Source organism: Morganella morganii, assembly GCF_019243775.1.
GTDB lineage: Bacteria > Pseudomonadota > Gammaproteobacteria > Enterobacterales > Enterobacteriaceae > Morganella > Morganella morganii.
In genome coordinates this window covers 805,759-825,208 of sequence record NZ_CP069157.1, presented here as the reverse complement: position 1 = coordinate 825,208, position 19,450 = coordinate 805,759, and the positions used below count along the sequence as shown (strand labels likewise).

16 protein-coding genes and 1 other RNA gene are annotated in these 19,450 nt (G+C 50.9%); 7 read left to right on the top strand and 10 right to left on the bottom strand.

The window, feature by feature from the left end:
• Positions 1 to 136 precede the first annotated feature (136 nt).
• The 6 genes from adk to apt all read right to left on the bottom strand — a co-directional run bounded on the left by adk (position 137) and on the right by apt (position 6,607).
• The gene (gene adk, locus JL661_RS03765) at positions 137 to 781 is read right to left on the bottom strand and encodes an adenylate kinase (RefSeq protein WP_004236486.1); all 645 of its coding nucleotides are present in this window, start codon (positions 779 to 781) and stop codon (positions 137 to 139) included.
• 211 nt (positions 782 to 992) lie between these two features.
• Positions 993 to 2,867 (bottom strand): molecular chaperone HtpG, encoded by a 1,875-nt coding sequence (htpG, locus tag JL661_RS03760; protein ID WP_062771841.1) that lies wholly within the window; start codon positions 2,865 to 2,867, stop codon positions 993 to 995.
• Positions 2,868 to 3,029: 162 nt separating this feature from the next.
• A complete protein-coding gene (gene recR, locus JL661_RS03755) occupies positions 3,030 to 3,647 on the bottom strand; it encodes a recombination mediator RecR (protein ID WP_004236484.1) in 618 nt (205 codons plus the stop codon).
• Complete coding sequence (locus tag JL661_RS03750) at positions 3,647 to 3,976, bottom strand: YbaB/EbfC family nucleoid-associated protein (protein ID WP_015422952.1); 330 nt, start codon at positions 3,974 to 3,976, stop codon at positions 3,647 to 3,649. The genes recR and JL661_RS03750 overlap by 1 nt, the downstream gene beginning before the upstream one ends.
• Positions 3,977 to 4,020: 44 nt before the next feature.
• On the bottom strand, positions 4,021 to 5,949 hold the full coding sequence (gene dnaX / locus JL661_RS03745) for a DNA polymerase III subunit gamma/tau (RefSeq protein WP_004236482.1): 1,929 nt from the start codon (positions 5,947 to 5,949) through the stop codon (positions 4,021 to 4,023).
• Positions 5,950 to 6,043: 94 nt separating this feature from the next.
• Complete coding sequence (gene apt / locus JL661_RS03740; protein WP_015422953.1) at positions 6,044 to 6,607, bottom strand: adenine phosphoribosyltransferase; 564 nt, start codon at positions 6,605 to 6,607, stop codon at positions 6,044 to 6,046.
• A gap of 176 nt (positions 6,608 to 6,783) precedes the next feature.
• Between apt and priC the strand changes: the two genes are divergently transcribed.
• Together priC and rsmS are read left to right on the top strand one after the other, a co-directional pair.
• On the top strand, positions 6,784 to 7,329 hold the full coding sequence (gene priC / locus JL661_RS03735; RefSeq protein WP_004236480.1) for a primosomal replication protein PriC: 546 nt from the start codon (positions 6,784 to 6,786) through the stop codon (positions 7,327 to 7,329).
• Positions 7,330 to 7,347: 18 nt separating this feature from the next.
• A complete protein-coding gene (gene rsmS, locus JL661_RS03730) occupies positions 7,348 to 7,512 on the top strand; it encodes a pleiotropic regulatory protein RsmS (RefSeq protein WP_004236479.1) in 165 nt (54 codons plus the stop codon).
• On the opposite strand, the gene mscK is transcribed toward rsmS, so the two are convergent.
• The 3 genes from mscK to acrR are packed head-to-tail and all read right to left on the bottom strand — an operon-like array spanning position 7,500 to position 12,009.
• Positions 7,500 to 10,916: a mechanosensitive channel MscK gene (gene mscK, locus JL661_RS03725; RefSeq protein ID WP_081113469.1), complete on the bottom strand. Its 3,417-nt coding sequence runs from the start codon at positions 10,914 to 10,916 to the stop codon at positions 7,500 to 7,502. The two genes, rsmS and mscK, sit on opposite strands and share 13 nt — an antisense overlap.
• 54 nt (positions 10,917 to 10,970) lie before the next feature.
• Positions 10,971 to 11,324: a DsrE/DsrF/TusD sulfur relay family protein gene (locus JL661_RS03720; protein WP_024474607.1), complete on the bottom strand. Its 354-nt coding sequence runs from the start codon at positions 11,322 to 11,324 to the stop codon at positions 10,971 to 10,973.
• A 37-nt stretch (positions 11,325 to 11,361) separates the two neighbouring features.
• On the bottom strand, positions 11,362 to 12,009 hold the full coding sequence (acrR, locus tag JL661_RS03715; protein WP_004236476.1) for a multidrug efflux transporter transcriptional repressor AcrR: 648 nt from the start codon (positions 12,007 to 12,009) through the stop codon (positions 11,362 to 11,364).
• Between the two features lie 125 nt (positions 12,010 to 12,134).
• Between acrR and JL661_RS03710 the strand changes: the two genes are divergently transcribed.
• The 4 genes from JL661_RS03710 (at position 12,135) to JL661_RS03695 (ending at position 17,711) form a co-directional block, all read left to right on the top strand.
• Positions 12,135 to 13,331 (top strand): efflux RND transporter periplasmic adaptor subunit, encoded by a 1,197-nt coding sequence (locus JL661_RS03710; protein ID WP_015422955.1) that lies wholly within the window; start codon positions 12,135 to 12,137, stop codon positions 13,329 to 13,331.
• A 14-nt stretch (positions 13,332 to 13,345) separates the two neighbouring features.
• A complete protein-coding gene (locus tag JL661_RS03705; RefSeq protein WP_004240375.1) occupies positions 13,346 to 16,522 on the top strand; it encodes an efflux RND transporter permease subunit in 3,177 nt (1,058 codons plus the stop codon).
• Positions 16,523 to 17,084: 562 nt separating this feature from the next.
• Positions 17,085 to 17,444, top strand: a complete 360-nt coding sequence (tomB, locus tag JL661_RS03700; protein ID WP_004236473.1) for an Hha toxicity modulator TomB — start codon at positions 17,085 to 17,087, stop codon at positions 17,442 to 17,444.
• A gap of 63 nt (positions 17,445 to 17,507) precedes the next feature.
• Positions 17,508 to 17,711, top strand: coding sequence for an HHA domain-containing protein (locus tag JL661_RS03695; RefSeq protein WP_024474604.1), 204 nt, complete (start codon positions 17,508 to 17,510; stop codon positions 17,709 to 17,711).
• A 550-nt stretch (positions 17,712 to 18,261) separates the two neighbouring features.
• Here the strand turns inward: JL661_RS03695 and ffs are convergent.
• Positions 18,262 to 18,358, bottom strand: an RNA gene (ffs, locus tag JL661_RS03690) — signal recognition particle sRNA small type.
• Positions 18,359 to 18,583: 225 nt separating this feature from the next.
• On the opposite strand from ffs, the gene tesB reads away from it, so the two are divergent.
• The gene (gene tesB / locus JL661_RS03685; RefSeq protein WP_062771844.1) at positions 18,584 to 19,447 is read left to right on the top strand and encodes an acyl-CoA thioesterase II; all 864 of its coding nucleotides are present in this window, start codon (positions 18,584 to 18,586) and stop codon (positions 19,445 to 19,447) included.
• Positions 19,448 to 19,450 lie beyond the last annotated feature (3 nt).

The window sequence follows — 19,450 nt, the reverse complement described above, 5'->3', positions numbered from 1 at the left end:
ATGATTCTTATTCTTTTCTGCCATGTTCTTCATGTTCTTCATCCTTTTGTCCGCAGGTTCGTTGGCTGCTGGTTCACCGGCGGCGCAGGATAAAAAAAGGCAGCCGTTTGGCTGCCTGACAGAAATAAGTGCCGGATTAACCCAGAATACGGGCTAATTCCTGACTGACTTCGCTTACCGGACGGGTGCCGTCAATACGATTGTATTTCACGTCACTCATCTGAGCTTCTTTCTGATAGTACTGGATCAGTGGTGCAGTCAGCTGATGGTATTCCACCAGACGCTTACGGACGGTCTCTTCCTGATCATCTTTACGGATGGTCAGTTCTTCACCGGTCACGTCGTCTTTATTTTCTGTCTTCGGCGGATTGTATTTTACATGATACACACGGCCTGAGCCCGCATGTACGCGGCGGCCGATAATACGGTCAACGATAATTTCATCCGGAACATCAAATTCCAGAACGAAATCAACGGTGATACCGGCTTCTTTCATTGCATCTGCCTGCGGAATGGTACGCGGGAACCCGTCCAGCAGGAAACCATTACGGCAGTCATCCTGTTTGATGCGCTCTTTAACCAGTGCGATAACTAATGCGTCAGTCACTAATTTGCCGTTGTCCATCAGTTCTTTTGCCTGGAGACCCAATTCACTGCCGGATTTCACTGCTGCACGCAGCATGTCACCCGTCGAGATCTGAGGGATCCCGTATTTTTCCATGATAAACTGAGCCTGAGTCCCTTTACCGGCGCCCGGAGCGCCGAGCAGAATAATACGCATTGCGTAAACCCCTTGCTGGTTGCTTTTTTATAATTCGGATAAAAACAAGCTACCATACCATTTGTCAGGGTATGGACTCAAGAAAAGCGGGGAAACTCTGACGTTCGTTTTTCCTCATTTCAATAAAAAAACCACATGATCGTCATGAAATCATGTGGTTTTTAAGCGGGTTATGCGCGATTGTGCTCACCCGGCGCGGGAACGCCTGTTTTTAGCCTAATAACAGACTATTCATCCGGGAAACAAATTCGTTCGGATCTTCCAGGGTTCCGCGTTCAACAAACAGTGCCTGGTCGAGCAGCAGATTGATCCAGTCGGCAAAGCGGCTTTCGTCCTGCTGTTCTGCGGCCAGTTTCACCAGCGGATGCTCCGGGTTCAGCTCAAAGTTATATTTCACTTCCGGTGCCTGCTGGCCGGCGGCGGCAAACAGTTTCGCCATCTGAGTGCTCATATCATCGGCGTCGGTGGTGACAATCGCCGGGGTGGAGGTCAGACGATGGGTCAGTTTCACCTCTTTCACACGGTCGCCGAGCAGTGTTTTCACACGCTCAACAAACGGAGCCAGCTCTTTATCCGCTTCTTCTTTCGCTGCCGGATCTTCATCCGCCAGTTTTTCCAGCGATTCATCCGCTTTGCTGACAGACTGGAAGGTTTTACCCTCAAATTCATTGAGGTAATTCATCATCCACTCATCGATACGATCGGAGAGCAGCAGCACTTCAATGCCTTTCTTACGGAACAGTTCCAGGTGCGGGCTGTTTTTCGCAGCCGCATAGCTGTCTGCGGTGATGTAGTAAATTTTCTCCTGACCTTCCGCCATGCGGGATACATAATCCGCCAGGGAAACGGTCTGCGCGGAGGTGTCTTCCTTCGTGCTGGCAAAACGCAGCAGTTTGGCGATCAGTTCCGCATTGGAGCTGTCCTCGCCCGGACCTTCTTTCAGAACCAGGCCGAACTGCTGCCAGAATGTCTGGTATTTTTCCGCGTCATTATTGGCCAGTTTTTCCAGCATCTGCAGAACACGTTTGGTCAGGGCGCTGCGCAGGCTGCGGGTGACGGCGCTGTCCTGTAAAATCTCACGGGAAACGTTGAGCGGCAGATCATTGGAATCTATCAGGCCGCGCACAAAGCGCAGATAGTTCGGCATAAACTGTTCCGCGTCATCCATGATAAACACGCGCTGGACATACAGGCTCAGGCCACGGCGCTGGTCGCGGTGCCAAAGGTCAAACGGAGCCACGGACGGGATATAGAGCAGACTGGTGTACTCCTGCTTCCCTTCCACGCGGTTATGCGCCCATGTCAGCGGATCCGCAAAGTCATGGGAGAGATGCTTGTAAAACTCATTATATTCTTCATCACTGATGTCGTTTTTATTGCGCGTCCACAGTGCCTGAGCTTTGTTGATTTTCTCCCAGATAACGGTGCCGTCTTCTTCATTTTTGCTTTCGATTTCCACCGGCAGCGCAATATGGTCGGAATATTTGCCGATAACCGAGCGCAGACGCCAGTCATCGAGGAACTCATTTTCCCCTTCACGGAAATGCAGGGTGATTTCGGTACCGCGTGAATCTTTATGGGTTTTGGCGATGGAGTAATCCCCTTCCCCTTCAGATTCCCAGAACACCGCCTGATCAGACGGCACACCCGCCGCACGGGTGATCACAGTGACTTTGTCCGCCACAATAAAAGCGGAGTAGAAGCCCACCCCGAACTGGCCGATCAGCTGGCTGTCTTTGGCCGCGTCAGAGCCGAGTGATTCCAGGAAAGCTTTGGTGCCGGATTTGGCAATGGTACCCAGGTTGTCGATGACCTCATCGCGGGTCATCCCGATACCGTTATCACTGATGGTCAGAGTGCGCTTTTCTTTATCAGCGGACAGCCGGACATGCAGATCACCGTCATTTTCATACAGTGAACTGTCGGATAAGGCACGGAAACGCAGCTTATCGGCCGCATCAGAAGCGTTGGAGATAAGCTCGCGCAGGAAAATTTCTTTGTTGGAATAAAGTGAGTGGATCATTAACTGCAGAAGTTGTTTTACTTCTGACTGAAAACCACGGGTTTCTTGTTCTTGCAGACTCATGAATAACCTCAGACTGACTTATCAACGAAAAAAAACAGGATAAAAATCAGGTGGGGCCGGTCTTTGGGTTTTCAAGGCAAACGGGGAATTTTTTGTGACAATTCTGAGGAAAAGTGACAGACGGCACAGGCCGTCTGTCCGGGTAACAGGCAGAAACCGCCGTCAGTAATCGCTGTTGTAACGGATTTTCTGACGTCCGGCGATGGAGTGGGACAAGGTCGTGCCATCCACCATTTCCAGCTCACCGCCGACCGGTACGCCGTGGGCGATACGGCTGGCGGAAACATCATACTGCGCGCACATTTCCGCAATATAGTTGGCAGTGGCTTCCCCTTCCACTGTCGGATTGGTAGCCAGGATCACCTCAGTGATGGTTTCCTGAGACAGCCGCTCCTCCAGTTTATCCAGCCCGATATCCATCGGACCGATGCCGTCCAGCGGTGACAGGTGTCCCATCAGCACAAAGTAGCGGCCGGAGAACTGCCCTGTCTGCTCAATCGCGTGGATATCCGCCGGGCTTTCAACCACACAGATAAGACCGGTCTGCTGACGGCGCGGGTTGGCGCAGATAGTGCACTGTTCCTGCTCGGTAAAGGTCCGGCAGTCCCGGCAGTGGCCGATTTCCGACATGGCACGGGTCAGTGCCTGTGCCAGACGCATCCCGCCGCTGCGGTCGCGCTGTAACAGCTGAAACGCCATACGCTGTGCCGATTTCGGCCCGACGCCCGGCAGGCAGCGCAGGGCGTCCATCAGTGCTTCAAGAAGCGGACTGGTTTGCATCAGAACGGCATCTTAAAGCCCGGCGGCAGCTGCATTCCGCTGGAGACTGACGCCATTTTTTCTTTCTGGGTTTCGTCGATACGACGCGCGGCATCATTGAATGCGGCAGCAATCAGATCTTCGAGCATCTCTTTGTCGTCTTCCATCAGGCTTGGATCGATTTCCACGCGGCGGCAGTTATGTGCGCCGTTGATAGTCACTTTAACCAGGCCTGCACCGGATTCACCGGTGACTTCCGTATTTGCAATCTCTTCCTGCATCTGCTGCATTTTATCCTGCATTTGCTGGGCTTGTTTCATGAGATTGCCCAAACCGCCTTTACCGAACATAGTTTTCTCTCTTTGACTAAATTGCGTATTCTAACGCAAGGTGGTTAAACAGGCCGGATACTCTCTTCATCCAGTTCCGCATCAAAAAAGGTCAGCAGAGTCTGAATGGTTTTATCCGTCACAATGGACTGACGCGCCTGCGCCAGCATCTCTTCATAGATAGCCTGCCGCCATTCCAGCGGCGTTTTCATGCTGACATCATCGTCTTCACAAATTGTGAGACTGATAACTTTACCATAAAGTTCACTCAGTGCATCACTCAGCACGCTGTGTGCTGATTTTGAATTCAGGTGGCGCTGTGAGGTGCGCAGATGCAGACAGATACTGTCTTCCCCGGTCTGCTCTTTCACCGCGTTCAGCGCCAGTTGCTGCACCAGTTTCGGCAGCTGCATTTTATCAATATCCGCCGCCCACGGATCCCGTTCCCGGGCAGCAACAGCCAGTTTTTCAGCCACTTCCGGCGTTTTTTCGTGCTCAAGGGCTTTTTTGATATCTTTCGGCCGCGCAACCGGGAGTTTCTCTTCCGGTTCATCCTGTTTCTGCGGACGCCACTGATACGGCTGCGGTTTACCGGATGCTTTCGGCTGTGGTGCAGACACAGCACGGCCCCGGCGGTTTTCAGTCACGGCAGCGAGTCGCTCCAGTGCTGAGTTCGCCGGTTTACCCTTTTCAGTTAAGGTAACCGGCTCAGACTTTTTTGACGGCGGGATCTCCTGCCGGTTCAGTGCGTCACGGGCTTTCAGCAACTGGGCGGTCGGGTTGTTTTCCGTTTCCTGCGGTATCGCCGGCGGTATGCTGCGCGCCGGTGCGTCCGGTGCCGCTGTCTGCGGTTGTGACGGCAGGGAAACCGGTGCCACGGACGGCGCGGTGATCACTTCATCAATCACATTACGCGGATGAAATGCCAGTGCGCGCAGCAGCGCCATTTCGGCACCCATGCGTCTGTCAGGGGCATACGGCAGCTCTTTGCGGCCGACCAGCAGTGTCTGATAATAGAGTTGCAGATCCGCCGGGGCAATGGCCCGGGCCAGGATGCGCAGACGTTCTTCTGTCACCCCGGCACTGTTATCCTGTACCGGCAGCAGTTGCAGCATGGCGATTTTATGCAGCGCGGCCAGCATTTCTGTCAGCAGGTTATCCCAGTCCGCGCCCCGTGATGCGGCATCATTCACGCCGTTCATCACCTGAACGCCATCCCCTTTCACCAGGGCTTCCAGGATAGTCAGCGGCTGTTCGTCGTCCAGAGTGCCGAGCATCTGCGTTACCACGTCGGTGGTCACTTTTCCGGCCCCCAGGGCAATCGCCTGGTCCGCCAGACTCAGCGCGTCACGCATACTGCCGTCTGCGGCACGGGCCAGTAACAGCCGTGCACGGGCATCGTTTTCAATCTGTTCTGCGGTCAGAATGGTATCGAGCTGCTGACTGATCTGATCCACATCCAGCGCTTTGAGATGGAACTGTAAGCAGCGGGATAAAATCGTCACCGGCAGTTTTTGCGGATCGGTGGTTGCCAGCAGGAATTTGACGTGCTCCGGCGGCTCTTCCAGGGTTTTCAGCAGCGCATTAAAGCTGTGACGGGAGAGCATGTGAACTTCGTCGATAAGATAGACTTTGAAACGCCCGCGCGACGGGGCGTACTGGACGTTATCCAGCAGTTCACGGGTATCTTCCACCTTGGTGCGCGATGCGGCATCGATCTCAATCAGATCAACAAACCGCCCCTGCTCAATTTCCAGGCAGTTCTGGCATTTACCGCACGGCGTGGCCGTGATGCCCTGTTCACAGTTAAGACCTTTGGCAAACAGGCGTGCCAGGGTGGTTTTTCCGACCCCGCGGGTACCGGAAAAGAGATAGGCATGATGCAGCCGCTGATGTTCCAGCCCGTTTGCGAGCGCTGTCAGAACATGCTGCTGACCGATAACCTGTGAAAATGTTTGTGGTCGCCACTTACGGGCAAGGACTTGATAGCTCATGGATTCCGCAGAGAGTGAACATGATTTTCCATCATGCTACCACAGCCTCACCACAATGGGCGAGGCTGAGTTTGCGTTTAATACGGGGAGAGACTCAGCCGCCGGCATATTCCAGCAGGCAGAAGCTGTGCACACCTTCCGCTTCAAGGCGTTCCGCGCCGCCGAGATCAGGCAGGCCGATAATAAAGGCTGCTTCATGCACTTCACCGCCCAGACGACGGATCAGACGGATAGTCGCATTGACGGTACCGCCGGTGGCCAGCAGGTCATCGACAACCAGCACGTTGTCACCACTGCTGATGCTGTCTTTATGCATCTCCAGGGTATCAGTGCCGTATTCCAGATCATAGGTCTCGCTGAGGGTACCACACGGTAATTTCCCTTTTTTGCGGACCGGCACAAAGCCGACACCCAGACGTAACGCAACCGGTGCGCCGAATAAGAATCCACGGGCTTCAGTGCCCACGACTTTGGTGATCCCTTTGTCTGCGAAATGCTCCACCAGCATATCAATCGTCAGACGATAGGCTTCCGGATTGGCCAGTAATGTGGTGATGTCGCGAAACAGTACCCCTTCCTTAGGATAGTCAGGGATAGTCCGGATACTTTCTTTAATAAATTGCAGTTGTTCAGCAGTTGCGCTCATAATGGGTGCCATAGAGATAACACGAAACCTCAGAATCTATGCAAATCAGGGGAAAATTGCAACCGTATCCCGTGACTTTGCCGATTATTTGTTGTTTTATATCAAACAGACTAAAAAATGCTTCTGCAACTATAGATCCTCAACAGATCCTCAACAACGATCCCGGGCACATTTCACTGAGGCGGATAATGAACACCAGACAATTGTTACAGGCGCTGCGGCAGAAAATCAGCGCGCTGGAAGAGCAGATTGCCCCGATAGCAGACCGGGAACTGAGCCAGCGCCGCTTCGATGATACCCTGTTCGCCGCCCGTAATAAAACCCTGCGCCTGTGCATGGATGAATTACTGCACCATACTGACCAGCTGGCGCAGTGTGCGGATGAAAACCGGGCTGAACAGGTACGTTTTCTGGCGGAAAAAATTGTCGCCCAGATTGCGGCACTGAACCGCGAGGCCGCCACTCAGGCGCTGCGCCAGAAAGAACAGAGCTATGTGAAACGGGACAGCCAGGTGGATCTGTATCAGCGTCTGGCGCAGCATCAGGATTATGAGCGCCGCCTGGCTCAGATGACCGATGACCGCGAACTGGCACTCGGCCGCGCACAGACCTTTGCCGAACAGCAAAAAATCCAGAAAGAGCTGGCGGCTCTGGCCGGACGCCTTGTCCGCTGCCGTCAGGCTTTACAGCGCATAGAGCGGCAGATTGAACGCCACGACGGCACCGAATTTTAATCAGATACCGGATACCCCATGAGTCTTGAAAATGCCCCCGATGAGGTAAAACTGGCGGTCGATCTTATCTGTCTGCTGGAAGAGAACCGCATCCCGGCCGCAACCGTGCTCGCGGCGTTACAGATTGTCCGCCGCGATTATGAAAACAAACTGCGCGATACAGAGAACGATCAGGCCGGCTGAGCGCCGTCATCCTTCTCTTTTCCCTGCACCTGTACTTCTTTGCCGCTGTTCTGATCGTGGAGATACACTTCCAGCTGATTGAAGGCGATATTAATATCGTTTTCGCGCGCCATCCGGTCAATCGCGCGGTTCACTTCATCCGTGGTGGCACTGCGGTCGCCGATAGTGCGCACATAGAAACGCAGCTGGTGATCGAGGCTGCTGGCACCAAACTCGGTGAAATACACACCCGGCGCCGGGTCGGTCATTACTTTCGGGTTATCCGTAGCCGCTTTCAGCAAGACCTCTTTCACCTTCGCCAGATCCGAGCCGTAAGCCACACCGACATTAATCACAATCCGCGTTACCGTATCAGAGAGTGACCAGTTGGTCAGGCGCTCGGTCATAAAGGCTTTGTTCGGGATAATGACTTCTTTGCGGTCAAAATCAATCACCGTGGTCGCACGGATGCGGATCTTGTTAACCGTACCGGAGAAAGTACCGATAGTGACGGTATCGCCGATACGGATCGGGCGTTCGAACAAAATAATGATACCCGAAACAAAGTTAGCAAAGATTTCCTGTAACCCGAAGCTGAGACCGAAGGTTAAGGCTGCTGCCAGCCACTGTAATTTACCCCACGACACCCCGAGGGTGCCGAACGCGGCAATCGTCCCGATCCCGACAATCAGATAAGTCAGAATGGTGGTGATAGCGTACGAGGTGCCCTGGCGCAGCGAGAGCCGCGAGAGTACAAGGACTTCAAGCAGACCGGGCAGGTTGCGCATCATTATCCAGGACACCACCACAATCAGGACAGACAGGATCAGATCCCCGAGCGTGATTGCCTCCACCACATTCCCCAGCGCGGTATCGACGTTGTAATGCCACAGCGTGATACTGTCAAAGAAGGAGAAAATGGTAATAAAATCAGACCATATGCCGTAGAACGCCGCTGCAAAGACAATAAACAGAACCATCGAGGTCAGACGCAGTGACTGCTGGTTAATCAGCTCCATCGACATCGGCGGCTCTTCCACAATCACATCCGGGACATCATCCCCCTCATGCTGCTCTTTATGCTGAACCTGCTGTTTCTGCCGGCGGGCCAGCGCACGCTGATAGGTCAGACGCCGTGCCGCCAGTGCCAGGCCGCGCAGACTGGTATGATAGACGATATACCACAGCAGCAGCAGATAGAGACTGTCTATCCAGCGGCTGCTCAGGCGCAGTGCCGTGTAGTAATACCCCAGCCCGACCAGCACCACCAGTACCAGCGGGGAGAATGTCAGTAAAGTCAGCAGGAACGCCCGCACCAGATGAGAGCCCTTCTCGCGCCAGATTTCAATGCAGAACGGCAATGTGAATGCAAAGACAAACACCAGTGCCACCGGCACCACCAGCTGACCAATCACATCATCCACCAGGCGCAGCGGGTATTCCATCCCGTAAGCCGCCCACAGCATAATCGGCAGCAGCGGCAGCGCCAGGCGCACCAGTCTGCGGCGGCCGGTACGGCAGATTTCAGGATCGATCCCGAAGTGTGTGACTGCAATTCCCTCCGGTTTCATAATCCGGTAACTCCACTCGAACAGCACCCAGAAGAGAGCCAGCTGGCGGGAGATAGTCCACATCAGTGCGGAATCCGCACTGCCGGTTTTCAGGCAGAAATAGCCGAAGGCAATCACAAACAGTGAGGACGGCAGGGTTTTGATCAGCATCAGTCCCAGCGCCATTGGTGTGTAGATCTGGCGGTCTTTTTTCAGCCGCCCGACATCAGCATTAATTTCAGCAAGTTTGGTATCAATATTCTTGGTGCCGAAACGCAGCAGCAGCGCAATAATCAGCAGCGGAATAGTAATAAAGAGGGAATCGACAAAACCGTTGATCAGGCTTTGCAGCGACCAGTTCAGATCCAGTGACGTCAGTTCCTGTTTGGCCGCGCCCGGGAAGGACTGGAACCAGGCCAGGTTGACCGGTTTGTTACTGTTGACCCAGAAAATCTGCTGCGCGAGGGTTTTCTCCAGTGAGGCCACCACGGTGACCAGTTGAGTCTGATCCAGCTGCAGGTTAATCGCCTGGGAAATCTGGTTACCCATCTGGGTATTCAGCTGATCCAATAAATCCTGACGGACAGACACCACCTGCATCAGCGCATGTTTCTGAGCCCGCAGCTCTGCTGCGGTCGCCGGCATATCATGGGTTTTGGCGTACTCGTCAATCATGGTGCTGACAAAGTTGTCCGGCTGATAAAGCTTGTCGCGCTGCTGGTTGATTTCAAACTGCGCCAGACGCATGTCCGCAATCCGGTCCGGCAAATCTTTAATCAGCAAATCCGGCGGCAGGTAGATCTGCTCTTTAAACAGGATACGGGAGAGCAGCAGGCTGCCGCGCAGCACGGTAATCTGCTCTTTGAGGTTGCGCTCGGATTGCAGTGCGCGATCCAGAATACTGCGTACCTTAATGGTGCGCTGCACCAGCTGGTTATTATCGCGGGTGGCGGCGACCAGCTTTTCACTTAAATCATGGTTGAGCGCGATTTCACGCTGCACCAGCGGATCATCCTGCATATTGCGCTGGGTATCATCCGAACTCTGCGCCTCTTTGGCCGCCTCTTCCGAATAATCCAGCCGCTTGCCGCTGACCGTTTCCTGAATTACATCAATATTACTTTCCAGCTGTTTGATGCGCTCCACCACATAGTCACGCTGCACCTGCAGCAGATTCTGTAACTGGGTGTTCGACTGTAATGCCCGTTTCTGATAATCAATCTGCTGCTGTAAGTAATACTGCTCCACCTGAAGGGCTTCAATTTCCGTCGGCCGCAGCACTTTCTGGGCCGCCATCGAATCATTCAGCAGGACGCGGATCTGCTGCAGACGCTGCACATTACCGTACATAATATTCTGTGCGCGCTCAGGCTGAGTCTGGAGAGCAATCAGATCACTATTATAAGAAGAGAGGTTATTCTGTGCGGTCTGCAACGCCTCAAGGGTGCTGTTAAGTTTCAGCTCCAGTTGCGAGAGCGGCAGATTTTCAATGGAGGCCCGGTATTCCGCCAGTCCTTCATCAGTTAATGATTTTATCTGCGTTAATTTTTGTGTGACCTGATCTGACAGTTTCGGGGCTTCATCCACCCGTTTTTTCAGTGCCTGTGATTTTTCTTTCAGGGCATCGAGATTGTCATAAAACACCAGCGCCCGCTCCAGATCCTGCACTGACAGCTTATCAGCGGCAGTCTGTTCTTTGCGGTTATTCAGGGCATTGAGTTCGGTCTGAATGGTGTTGCGGTCAGGAATATCCTGTACGGCCGCCACCGCGCTGTTCTGAACCAGCACCGGCAGCAGAAATATGAAACAGGTAAAAAGACGGAGGAAAATCGGCCTCAGCAGACCGGAAGCCGGGACACGGCTGATTCGCTTCATAATAATATCCACCTGTATCTGCCCTTCCCCGGCTGTCTGTTTCAGGTTATCTGATTAAAAGGTAATGATTTTTTCTGCATCAAGTGACCACTGCGCCAGCTCGGCCAGTGTCCCGACCTGCACGCCGTCCACCAGCGGAAGCTCAGTGATACCGCGGGCATCGGTACAGGTTTTACACAGCCTGATGTCTGTTTTCTGTGCCACCAGGATCTCCAGCATCTGTTTCAGGTTATAACCCTCTTTCGGCTGCTGACCGCGTAACCCGGCGACCACCGCATCTGACATCAGAAAAACATTCATCGGCACCTGACTGTCCTGCTCTTTAATCGCAATTGCCAGACGCAGTGCGTTAAATAAAGATTCACTGCCATACGCAGCGCCATTGGCAATAATTAATACAGGCTTCATACATGATATCCTTAAGGTTAATGTTATAAAATGTAAATCAGGCGTCTGCCGGCGGTAGCTGCATATTTTTACTGAGCATTAACATATCCAGATAACCGTCAACCAAATATTCAGCCTGCCCGCTGATATTAAAACTCTCGCTGGAAAAGAGCCAGTTTTCTAACAGCCCGGTTATCATTCCGCGCAGCATGATAGCCGCACGGCGCAGATCGAGGGTTGACGGCAGCAGCCCCAGTGTAACGCTTTCAATCAGGAACGACTCTATTCTTGAGTATTCCGCAGCATATAAATTTTGTCTGATGGTAATTAATTCGCTCATTTCACCGGTAAATTCACATTTATGAAATGAAATGCTCAGAATAGCCCGCATTTTGGGATCAGAAGCCACAGACGTCAGAATGTAAATTAATATTTTCTTAAACACTAAAAGTGGATTATCCGGGTATTTTGCCCGATACTCTTGTTCAATAAAGCCAATTTTCGTATCGGTTATCGAACAGACTTCAGTAAACAGATCAACTTTATTTTTGAAGTGCCAATAGATCGCACCACGGGTCACACCTGCTTGCTTTGCAATATCCACTAATGACGTCGCAGACACGCCCTGCTCACTGAAGGCGGTTAACGCGGCATCAATAATCTGCCGGCGGGTTTCTCCGGCCTGTTGTTTAGTTTTTCGTGCCATGTAAGGCCTGTGTCATCTGAAGTTAATTTACATACATTCGTGTATGTTTGTATTATAGCACGCTGATTTATTAGTTAATCAACCATATTTACCGGTTAAAAATCGACATTTTATAGAGGTTTACTATGCGAAAAAACAGAGGCGTTCTACCTCTGGCGATGCTCGTTCTGTCCGGGAGCTTTCTGCTGTCCGGATGTGGTGAAGAGCAGAAGCAAGGGGGCGAAATGCCACCGCCGGATGTTAAAGTCGTCACACTGAAAGCTGCACCACTGACAGTGAGCACGGAACTGCCGGGACGAACTTCTGCTTACCGCATCGCGGAAGTGCGCCCTCAGGTCGGCGGCATTATTTTAAAACGCAACTACAAAGAAGGAAGTGACGTCAAAGAAGGCGAATCGCTCTATCAAATTGATCCGGCTCCTTTTCAGGCCACGCTGAACAGCGCGCAGGCTGAACTGGCAAAAGCCAGAGCGAATGCCGAACTGGCCCGCCTGACAGTGAACCGCTATAAACCGTTGCTGGGAACAAACTATATCAGCCGCCAGGATTATGATGAGGCTGTCTCCACACATGCACAGGCTCAGGCTGCGGTCCGGGCTGCACAGGCAGCTGTTCAGACAGCACAAATCAACCTGAACTACACCAAAGTCACCTCACCGATTTCCGGTCTGTCCGGTAAATCAAACGTGACTGAAGGTGCATTAGTGGCAACAGGTCAGAGCCAGCCGCTGACACTGGTTCAGCAGATTGACCCTATCTATGTGGATGTGACCCAGTCCAGCGATGATTATCTGCGTCTGAAACACGAAATCGCCAGCGGTGCCGTGGATAAAGAACAGGGCAAAGTTGCGGTCAGCCTGGTGACAGCTGAAAACAAAGATTATACCCATAAAGGTTATCTGGAATTCTCCGATGTGACTGTCGACGAAACCACCGGCTCCATCACCATGCGTGCTGTATTCCCTAACCCGCAGGAATCCCTGCTGCCGGGCATGTTTGTCCGCGCCCGTGTGGATGAAGGTGTGCGTCCTGACGCTATCCTGGTTCCGCAGCAAGGGGTTATCCGTACTGCAAAAGGCGGCGCAGTGGTTAACGTGGTTAACGCCAAAAACGAAATCGAAGTCCGTCCGGTCACTGTCGGCCAGGCATATGGTAACAAATGGCTGGTTACCGCCGGTGTGAATAACGGCGAACGTGTTGTTGTCGAAGGCTTCCAGAAAATCAAGCAGGGTGCTGTCGTTAAGGCAACAGAGGTGGATTTAAATGCACAGCCGGCAACAGCTGCGCCGAAAGAAACTGAATCTGCCAGGAAGTCCCAATAAGGAGTCAGTGATTCATGCCAAAGTTTTTTATTGAAAGACCGATATTTGCATGGGTAATCGCCATTATTACCATGCTTGCAGGTCTGTTGGCGATCATGAAACTGCCGGTGGCACAGTATCCGACTGTTGCCCCGCCGGCGATTTCGATTTCCGCAACCTATCCGGGTGCGGATGCCGAGACGGTTCAGAATACGGTAACCCAGGTTATCGAACAGAACATGAACGGTATCGACAAAATGGTGTACATGTCTTCAACCAGTGACTCAGCAGGTAACATGAGTATCTCGCTGACCTTTGAAGCTGACGCCGATCCGGATATTGCCCAGGTTCAGGTACAGAACAAACTGCAGCTGGCTATGCCGTTACTGCCGCAGGAAGTGCAGCAACAGGGGGTTACGGTTCAGAAATCAACCAGCTCCTTCCTGTTGGTTGCCGCGTTTATTTCCGATGATAAAGACATGACGCAGGATGATATTGCGGACTATGTCGGTTCAAACGTGAAAGACCCGCTCAGCCGTGTAACCGGTGTGGGGGAAACCCAGCTCTTCGGTACCCAGTACGCCATGCGTATCTGGCTCGATCCCGATAAACTGGTGAAGTACAACCTGACCACTGTCGATGTTATCAATTCGATTAAAATTCAGAACAACCAGGTTGCTGCCGGTCAGCTCGGGGGAACGCCCTCTGTTAAAGATCAGCGTCTGAACGCATCGATCATTGCACAGACCCGGCTGAATACTCCTGAGCAGTTCCAGGAAATCATGCTGCGCGTGAATACTGACGGTTCTGTTGTCCGTCTGAAAGACGTTGCTTATGTGGAACTCGGTGCAGAGAACTACGGGATTATCGCGCGTTATAACGGTAAACCATCTGCCGGTATCGGGGTTAAACTTGCCACAGGGGCCAACGCCCTGGATACAGCAAACGCAGTTCGTGAAAAACTGGCTGAAATGCAACCGTATTTCCCGGACGGAATGCAGGTTGTTTATCCATACGATACAACACCATTCGTTAAAATCTCCATTTTCGAAGTGGTGAAAACACTGGTCGAAGCAATCATGCTGGTGTTTGTGGTGATGTATCTGTTCCTGCAGAATTTCCGTGCAACATTGATCCCGACTATCGCTGTTCCGGTCGTGTTATTAGGTACATTCGCCGTTCTTGCCGCCTTCGGGTATTCGATAAATACCCTGACGATGTTCGCGATGGTGCTGGCCATCGGCCTGCTGGTGGATGACGCCATCGTGGTGGTGGAAAACGTTGAACGTGTTATGCAGGAAACCGGCCTGCCGCCGAAAGAAGCCACAAAAGTATCGATGGGGCAGATTCAGGGTGCCCTGATGGGTATCGCCATGGTGCTTTCTGCGGTATTTATTCCGATGGCCTTCTTCGGGGGTTCAACCGGGGCAATTTACCGTCAGTTCTCTGTAACTATCGTATCAGCCATGATCCTGTCAGTATTAGTGGCATTAATTCTGACACCGGCCCTGTGTTCCACCATGCTGAAGCCTATCAAACAGGGCAGCCACGGTGCTCAGACCGGATTCTTCGGCTGGTTCAACCGGATCTTTGAGAAACAGACTCACCACTATACTGACAGCGTGGGTCGCATGCTGCGCGGTACCGGTCGTTATCTGCTGCTGTATGTTGTGCTGGTTGCAGCCATGATTGTGATGTTTGTCCGTCTGCCGTCTTCCTTCTTACCGGAAGAAGACCAGGGGGTATTCCTTGCCATGGTTCAGTTACCTCCGGGCTCCACACAGGAACAGACTCAGGTTGTCCTTAATGAAGTCAGTGATTACTTCATTAATACTGAGAAGAATGTGGTGGAATCTGCCTTTACCGTTAACGGCTTCGGTTTCGCCGGTCAGGGACAGAACATGGGTCTGGCTTTCGTTGTCCTGAAAAACTGGGATGAACGTAAAGCGAAAGAAGATAAAGTGGAAGCTATTGTCGGCCGTGCCAACGCGAAATTCAGTCAGAATTCAGGCGCAATTATTTATGCGTTCAACATTCCGGCAATTGTTGAGCTCGGCACATCCAGCGGCTTTGACCTTGAACTGATGGACAATGCAAACCACGGACATGAAGCTCTGACTCAGGCCCGTAACCAGTTACTGGGACTTGCAGGCAAACATCCGGATATGCTGGTTCAGGTTCGTCCGAACGGGATGGAAGATACATCTCAGTATCATCTCTATGTTGATCAGCAGAAAGCTGAAGCATTAGGTGTGGACATCAGCACTATCAATGCGACAATGAGCACCATGTTCGGCGGAACATACGTCAACGACTTTATCGATCGCGGACGTGTCAAAAAAGTCTATATTCAGAGTGATGCACAATTCCGTATGCTTCCTCAGAATATTTCTGAACAGTATGTCCGCAATAACAACGGTCAGATGGTTCCGTTCTCCGCCTTTGTTGATACGAAGAAAGATCCGTGGTCATTTGGTTCACCACGTCTGGAGCGTTACAACGGTTTACCGGCTATGCAGATTCAGGGGAGTGCCGCACCGGGTAAAAGTAGTGGTGATGCGATGAACCTGATGGAAGACCTGGCAAAAGAATTGCCGCCGGGCTTCGGCGTTGAGTGGACAGGTATGTCTTATCAGGAAAAAATGTCCGGTAACCAGGCGCCTGCACTGTATACCATCTCACTCATTATCGTCTTCCTTTGTCTGGCAGCGTTATATGAAAGCTGGTCGGTTCCGTTCTCTGTTATGCTGGTCGTTCCGCTCGGGGTTATCGGCGCGCTGTTGCTGACCCATGCACGCGGGCTGGAAAACGACGTGTACTTCAAGGTCGGCCTGCTGACAACCATCGGTCTGTCGGCGAAGAACGCCATCCTGATTGTGGAATTCGCCAAAGACCTGATGGAGAAAGAAGGTAAAGGGCTGATTGAAGCAACACTGGAAGCCGTTAAGATGCGTCTGCGTCCTATCCTGATGACATCACTGGCCTTTATGCTCGGGGTTATTCCGTTAGTCCTGAGTAACGGTGCCGGTTCCGGTGCACAGAACGCCGTAGGTACAGGTGTGTTCGGTGGTATGATCGCCGCAACCTCACTGGCTATCTTCTTCGTACCGGTCTTCTATGTGGTTATCCGCCGCCGCTTCAGTAAGAAGAATGAGGACATTGAGCATGCTCATGCGGTAACGCAAAAGAGCGATAGTCCTGACGGATTTTAATCCTGCTTAAACATAAAAAGGTCACATTAGTGACCTTTTTTATTTTTTTGACATGATGAATATTTTTAAATTTGAGTAAGAAAAACTTAAATAAACAATAGATGAATGTAAATTATAACATTTTGCAAATGTAAGGTTTTGTCATAACACGTTATGATTCATCACCTGCCCTTTCCCATAAAAATTCAGTAAATTTAAGCAGATGAGTAATTATAACCTGTGTATCAGCGCATTTATTCTGCATTTAAATTTACTTTTTTTGTATTTTGGCTAGTGACAAGAGCGGAAATAGTGTTATATTACTAACAGGGTTAACTCACACCTTTTTATTCACATCTTTTTCCGGAACATCACGTTCACTGACTGAAACAGATTAACACGTAATCAGCGTCTGGTTATCCGCTTGTGCTGAACGGAACTTTACATTACCTTTATTTATAACTAAAGGCTGATGATATATATAATACACCGACGTCGATAACGTAATAACTTACTCATGTGTTAATTATAATTTAACGTTTTTCAGCGCCTTATCATTCCCGGTTACATTCAGGAGGTGATTATGGACGAGTATTCTCCACGAAATTACGATATTGCGGTACTGAAGTATCTGTGTGATGAACTTTGCCGTGAAGGCACACAAACCCTCATCAGAAGCAATAATTATTGGGTTAATGATTTAGCCTCAGATTCAAACTTAAAACTTAACGAATTATTAGGTTACATTGCTGACGTGGCCTGGAGTTTTAAGATAAAACATACACAAAATAAGGATCTCATCTCATTTGTCGATGAATACATCGATGAAACTTACGCGCTGTTTGGTCAGATGGAAGTTTCGTTTAATGACGTTGAGGAATGGAAGAAGATGGCATCACTGGTAAGCAGCATGCTGACCAGCGAGGGGCATCTCGTCCACTAACGGAATACAGATTTATATATCAGTATATTGCGTACTAACAACTCAGCAAGAAGATAACATATGATGACTAAACTGGACTATCTCATGCGCTTACGTAAGTGCACTTCTATTGAAACACTGGAACGTGTCATTGAGAAGAACAAATATGAACTGACTGATGATGAGCTGGAGGTTTTTTATTCAGCAGCCGATCATCGTCTGGCCGAATTAACCATGAATAAACTGTATGACAAAATCCCGGCATCTGTCTGGAAATTTGTCCGTTAATTCAAACTGCTGTAACCGCCTCTCTTTCAGGCAATAGTCTTATTTTTAGTGATCCCGGGCCAAAGGCACAGCTGACTGACTTTGGCTTCCGATCATGCCCGCTATTTATCCCGCTATTCTTTACGTATATTACGATACAGATATAATTTATAACAAAAGCATATATTTTATGTTTGTTTCACTCACCAGATTATTAAATGACGATACCCATTTATTAAACTCAATGTATAGCGAAAATTTCATTTTCACTGTTTACCACTATAATGGGTTAAATCAAAAATAAGATTTTTACCTGAACATGCGATTTTATGTGAAACTCTCTCTTTTACACTAAGAACATAAAACAAATTTTACCTATATTGCTATATCCTTATATCTGATGTTGCCCGCTGAATGCCGGAGTTTGTGCGGACAGGGATAATGTTAAATTATGAATACATGAATAATATGCGCCGGATGAATAACGGAAGAAACTCGCTGTGCAAACAGAGGCAAACAGTATCAATAACGGGATAATCACAGAGACGGGTACAACAGAAATGGGTGGGGGCCTTGCCAGCGACATCCCGGCACACAATTCCCCTGCTATGGCTGCTTCCTTCCGGACCTGACCGAGTTAACAAGTTCATGTTGCGGGAGAACCAACAAAGCCCCCATAGGAACCCTCAATAATGAGGCTGTGCCATTATCCGGGATCAGCACTGAAATAGCAAGGCAACTGGTGCTGACCGCTGTATTTTTACACACTACTGACACAACGACATACCTCTGCCGGTCAGGAACCACACATAACGGCGGTTTATCATTTTTCAATTGCACTGACAGCGATTAGAATGACCGGTTCCTGCTGAAAATACTTAATAAGGGTAACCATGAGCCTGGCATTAGAAAATCTGATAAACCTGATGGCACTCGAAAAACTCGAAGACGGGTTATTCCGGGGGCAAAGTGAAGATCTCGGCCTGCCGCAGGTCTTTGGCGGACAAGTTGCCGGACAGGCACTGTATGCAGCGGGACAGACTGTTCCGGCTGATCGCCGCGTTCATTCATTCCACAGCTATTTTCTGCGCCCCGGCGACAGCCATAAACCGATTATTTATGATGTGGAAAATCTGCGTGACGGCAAAAGTTTCAGTGCCCGCCGTATCAGCGCGATTCAGAACGGAAAACCGATTTTCTATATGACCGCCTCTTTCCAGGGGGAAGAGAGCAGTTTTGAGCATCAGAATGCCATGCCGGAAGTTCCGGGCCCTGACGAACTCGCCTCTGAAACTGATATTGCCCGCAAGATCGCCGCGAATCTGCCACCGAAAATGCAGGCACTGTTCCTGCGTGAGCAGGCTATTGAATGGCGGCCGGTGCGTTTTTACAGCCCGTTTCAGAACCCGGAGAATCCGCCGGTGCGTTATACCTGGCTGAAAACCAACGGCACCATACCGGATGATCAGGCGCTGCATCAGTATCTGCTCAGTTATGCTTCTGACTACAATTTCCTGCCGACTGCCCTCCAGCCACACGGCTACGGCTTTATGCAGCCGGAAATTCAGATTGCCACGATTGATCATTCCATGTGGTATCACCGCCCGTTCCGGCTGGATGAATGGCTGCTGTATGCCGTGGAAAGCCCGACAGCGTCCGGCGGACGCGGGTTTGTCCGTGGTCACTTCTATAATCAGACCGGCGTGCTGGTTGCATCTACTGTACAGGAAGGCGTTCTGCGCTTGCGGGATATTTAAGCG

Bases quoted from the DNA above. Each gene is read 5' to 3' on its own strand.
- mscK (WP_081113469.1), bottom strand. From the start codon at position 10,916: ATGAAGCGAATCAGCCGTGTCCCGGCTTCCGGTCTGCTGAGGCCGATT.
- tomB (WP_004236473.1), top strand. From the start codon at position 17,085: ATGGACGAGTATTCTCCACGAAATTACGATATTGCGGTACTGAAGTAT.
- tesB (WP_062771844.1), top strand. From the start codon at position 18,584: ATGAGCCTGGCATTAGAAAATCTGATAAACCTGATGGCACTCGAAAAA.
- JL661_RS03750 (WP_015422952.1), bottom strand. From the start codon at position 3,976: ATGTTCGGTAAAGGCGGTTTGGGCAATCTCATGAAACAAGCCCAGCAA.
- JL661_RS03720 (WP_024474607.1), bottom strand. From the start codon at position 11,324: ATGAAGCCTGTATTAATTATTGCCAATGGCGCTGCGTATGGCAGTGAA.
- JL661_RS03705 (WP_004240375.1), top strand. From the start codon at position 13,346: ATGCCAAAGTTTTTTATTGAAAGACCGATATTTGCATGGGTAATCGCC.
- JL661_RS03695 (WP_024474604.1), top strand. From the start codon at position 17,508: ATGACTAAACTGGACTATCTCATGCGCTTACGTAAGTGCACTTCTATT.
- apt (WP_015422953.1), bottom strand. From the start codon at position 6,607: ATGGCACCCATTATGAGCGCAACTGCTGAACAACTGCAATTTATTAAA.
- JL661_RS03710 (WP_015422955.1), top strand. From the start codon at position 12,135: ATGCGAAAAAACAGAGGCGTTCTACCTCTGGCGATGCTCGTTCTGTCC.
- priC (WP_004236480.1), top strand. From the start codon at position 6,784: ATGAACACCAGACAATTGTTACAGGCGCTGCGGCAGAAAATCAGCGCG.
- adk (WP_004236486.1), bottom strand. From the start codon at position 781: ATGCGTATTATTCTGCTCGGCGCTCCGGGCGCCGGTAAAGGGACTCAG.
- htpG (WP_062771841.1), bottom strand. From the start codon at position 2,867: ATGAGTCTGCAAGAACAAGAAACCCGTGGTTTTCAGTCAGAAGTAAAA.
- recR (WP_004236484.1), bottom strand. From the start codon at position 3,647: ATGCAAACCAGTCCGCTTCTTGAAGCACTGATGGACGCCCTGCGCTGC.
- acrR (WP_004236476.1), bottom strand. From the start codon at position 12,009: ATGGCACGAAAAACTAAACAACAGGCCGGAGAAACCCGCCGGCAGATT.
- rsmS (WP_004236479.1), top strand. From the start codon at position 7,348: ATGAGTCTTGAAAATGCCCCCGATGAGGTAAAACTGGCGGTCGATCTT.
- dnaX (WP_004236482.1), bottom strand. From the start codon at position 5,949: ATGAGCTATCAAGTCCTTGCCCGTAAGTGGCGACCACAAACATTTTCA.